Annotated in this window: 3 protein-coding genes; all 3 read left to right on the top strand. The window is 65.0% G+C overall.

Annotated features, from left to right (window positions below; genetic code table 11):
• Nucleotides 1-741: chromosomal replication initiator protein DnaA (dnaA, locus tag QZV97_RS20555; RefSeq protein ID WP_295647236.1), on the top strand; the 741-nt coding region annotated here is incomplete at its 5' end.
• A 235-nt stretch (nt 742-976) separates the two neighbouring features.
• Nucleotides 977-2083: a DNA polymerase III subunit beta gene (gene dnaN, locus QZV97_RS20550; RefSeq protein ID WP_295647233.1), complete on the top strand. Its 1107-nt coding sequence runs from the start codon at nt 977-979 to the stop codon at nt 2081-2083.
• Nucleotides 2084-2208: 125 nt separating this feature from the next.
• Nucleotides 2209-3593 (top strand): ATP-binding protein (locus QZV97_RS20545; protein WP_295647231.1); only part of this gene is annotated, 1385 nt, incomplete at its 3' end.

The following is a 3593-nucleotide window of genomic DNA, read 5'->3' as shown; positions in this document are numbered from 1 at the left end:
CTGAAGGCCAAGTACCACTCGCTCGACCTGCTGCTGATCGACGACGTGCAGTTCTTCGCCGGCAAGGAGCGCACCCAGGAGGAGTTCTTCAACGCCTTCGAGGCGCTGCTGGCCAAGAAGGCCCACATCATCATGACCAGCGACACCTACCCCAAGGGGCTGGCCGACATCGACGAGCGCCTCACCAGCCGCTTCGATGCCGGCCTGACGGTCGCGATCGAGCCGCCCGAGCTGGAGATGCGCGTCGCCATCCTCATGAAGAAGGCCGACGGCGAAGGCACACCGATGCCCGAGGACGTGGCCTTCTTCGTCGCCAAGAACGTGCGCGCCAACGTCCGCGAGCTCGAGGGCGCGCTGCGCAAGGTGCTGGCCTATGCGCGCTTCTCGCAGAAGGACATCAACATCGCGCTGGCCCGCGAGGCACTGAAGGACCTGCTGTCGATCCAGAACCGCCAGATCTCGGTCGAGAACATCCAGAAGACCTGCGCCGACTTCTACAAGATCAAGGTCGCCGACATGTACAGCAAGAAGCGGCCGGCCTCGATCGCCCGGCCGCGCCAGATCGCGATGTACCTGGCCAAGGAGCTGACCCAGAAGAGCTTGCCCGAGATCGGCGAGCTCTTCGGCGGCCGCGACCACACCACCGTGCTGCATGCGGTGCGCAAGATCGGCGGCGAGCGCAGCAAGAACACCGAGTTGAACCAGCAGCTTCACGTGCTGGAACAGACCCTCAAGGGCTGAAGCATGCGCGCCACCCTTCCGTCAAGTGACAAGCCTGGGGACAAATCCGGCACAAGCCCTCGGTCATCCACAGCGACTCGCCGGTCGCCGAAGTTGTTGTCGGTCGACCTTGCAGTTCAAGGCCTGCGGCACACAGGGTTCGCGCCCGCCTAAGTGGCCGCCGGAACAAGTGAAAATAGCCTTGTCCACAAGACGGCCTGTCCCCTACTAAGAACGACTAAGTTAAGAGGTCTACATGATTGTCTTGAAGAGCCCGCAGGAAAAGTTTCTTGGTGCGCTGCAAGCGGTCGCGGGCATCGTCGAGCGTCGACACACGCTGCCGGTGCTGGCCAACGTGCTGATGCGCAAGACCGGCAACGACATCGAGTTCACGACCAGCGACCTCGAGATCCAGGTCCGCACCCGTGCCAGCTTCGACGGCGACGGCGGCAACTTCAGCAGCACCGTCGGCGCGCGCAAGCTCATCGACATCCTGCGCACCCTGCCGGCCGACCAGAACGTCACGCTGTCCAGCAACCAGAGCAAGCTCGTGCTGGCCGGCGGCAAGAGCCGCTTCACGCTGCAGACCCTGCCGGCCGAGGACTTTCCGCTGGTGCAGGAGGCGGCCGACTTCGGCCCGGCCTTCAGCGTGCCGCAGAAGTCGCTGAAGGCGCTGATCGCCCAGGTGCACTTCGCGATGGCGGTGCACGACATCCGCTACTACCTCAACGGCATCCTGTTCGTCGCCGAAGGCAAGAGCCTGACGCTGGTGGCCACCGACGGCCACCGCCTGGCGCTGGCCCAGGCCACGCTCGACGTCGAGATGCCCAAGCAGGAGGTCATCCTGCCGCGCAAGACCGTGCTCGAGCTGCAGCGCCTGCTGAAAGACGAGGACACCGCGATCGAGATGCGCTTTGCCGGCAACCAGGCCAAGTTCGCCTTCAGCGGCATGGAGTTCGTCACCAAGCTGGTCGAGGGCAAGTTCCCCGACTACAACCGCGTGATCCCCAAGAATCACAAGAACCACGTCACGCTGGGCCGCGCGCCGCTGCTGGCCAGCCTGCAGCGCGCCGCCATCCTGACCAGCGAGAAGTTCAAGGGCGTGCGCCTGAACTTCGAGCCCGGCGTGCTGCGCATCGCCTCCAGCAACGCCGAGCAGGAAGAAGCCAAGGAAGAACTCGAGATCGACTACGGCGGCGACGCCATCGAGATCGGCTTCAACGTCACCTACCTGATGGACGCGCTGGCCAACATGGACCAGGAGATGGTCACGCTGTCGCTGCAGGACGCCAACAGCTCGGCGCTGGTGACGGTGCCCGAGCAGGCCGGCTTCAAGTACGTGGTGATGCCGATGCGGATCTGACGCCTGGCGTCAGATCGCATCGGCATTGCATGCCGTTCGTTTTTGCACCCCCTGCCCCCGCCAGGCGGGGGTTCCAGTCAGATTGACAACCGGGCCGCACCGCGGCCCTCTTTGCTTGCAGCCTCATGAGTGAATCCACCAGCCCCGACCCCAAGCCCGAAGACACCGGCTACGGCGAGGGGTCGATCCAGATCCTCGAAGGCCTGGAGGCGGTGCGCAAGCGCCCGGGCATGTACATCGGCGACACCTCCGACGGCACCGGCCTGCACCACCTGGTCTTCGAGGTCGTCGACAACTCGATCGACGAGGCCCTGGCAGGCCATTGCGACGACATCGTCGTCACCATCCACACCGACAACTCCATCTCCGTCATCGACAACGGCCGCGGCATCCCGACCGGCGTCAAGATGGACGACAAGCACGAGCCCAAGCGCAGCGCCGCCGAGATCGCACTGACCGAGCTGCACGCCGGCGGCAAGTTCAACCAGAACAGCTACAAGGTCAGCGGCGGCCTGCACGGCGTGGGCGTGTCCTGCGTCAACGCGCTGTCCAAGTCGCTGCGCCTCACGGTGCGCCGCGACGGCAAGGTGCACTTCCTCGAGTTCCGCAAGGGCGTGCCGCAGGACCGGCTGATCGAGGTGCGCGACGGCTTCGAGGTCAGCCCGATGAAGATCACCGGCGAGACCGAGAAGCGCGGCACCGAGGTGCACTTCCTCCCCGACGAGGAGATCTTCAACAACATCGACTTCCACTACGACGTGCTGGCCAAGCGCCTGCGCGAGCTGAGCTTCCTGAACAACGGCGTCAAGATCCGCCTCGTCGACGAGCGCAACGCCAAGGAAGACAACTTCGCCTATGCCGGCGGCGTGAAGGGCTTCGTCGAGTTCATCAACACCGGCAAGAAGGTGCTGCACCCCAACGTCTTCCATGCCCTGGGCGACAAGACCAGCGACTTCGGCACCAACATCGGCGTCGAGGTCGCGATGCAGTGGAACGACGGCTACAGCGAGTCGGTGCTCTGCTTCACCAACAACATCCCGCAGCGCGACGGCGGCACCCACCTCACCGGCCTGCGCGCCGCGATGACCCGCGTCATCAACAAGTACATCGACGACAACGAGCTCGCCAAGAAGGCCAAGGTCGAGATCTCCGGCGACGACATGCGCGAAGGCCTGGCCTGCGTCATCAGCGTCAAGGTGCCCGAGCCCAAGTTCAGCAGCCAGACCAAGGACAAGCTGGTCAGCTCCGAGGTGCGCGGCCCGGTCGAAGACATCGTCGGCAAGCTGCTCACCGACTACCTGCTCGAGAACCCCAACGACGCGAAGATCATCTGCGGCAAGATCGTCGAGGCCGCGCGCGCCCGCGAGGCCGCGCGCAAGGCCCGCGAGATGACGCGCCGCAAGGGCGTGCTCGACGGCATGGGCCTGCCCGGCAAGCTGGCCGACTGCCAGGAGAAGGACCCGGCGCTGTGCGAGATCTACATCGTCGAGGGCGACTCCGCCGGCGGCTC

Origin of the sequence: uncultured Methylibium sp. (genome assembly GCF_902826655.1) — a bacterium.
In the GTDB taxonomy this organism is placed as follows: domain Bacteria; phylum Pseudomonadota; class Gammaproteobacteria; order Burkholderiales; family Burkholderiaceae_C; genus Methylibium.
Note: the sequence above shows the minus strand (reverse complement) of the source record. Positions and strands in the feature narration are given on the sequence as shown.

Excerpts from the sequence above, each read along its gene's own strand:
- dnaN (WP_295647233.1), top strand. The coding sequence starts at position 977 with ATGATTGTCTTGAAGAGCCCGCAGGAAAAGTTTCTTGGTGCGCTGCAA.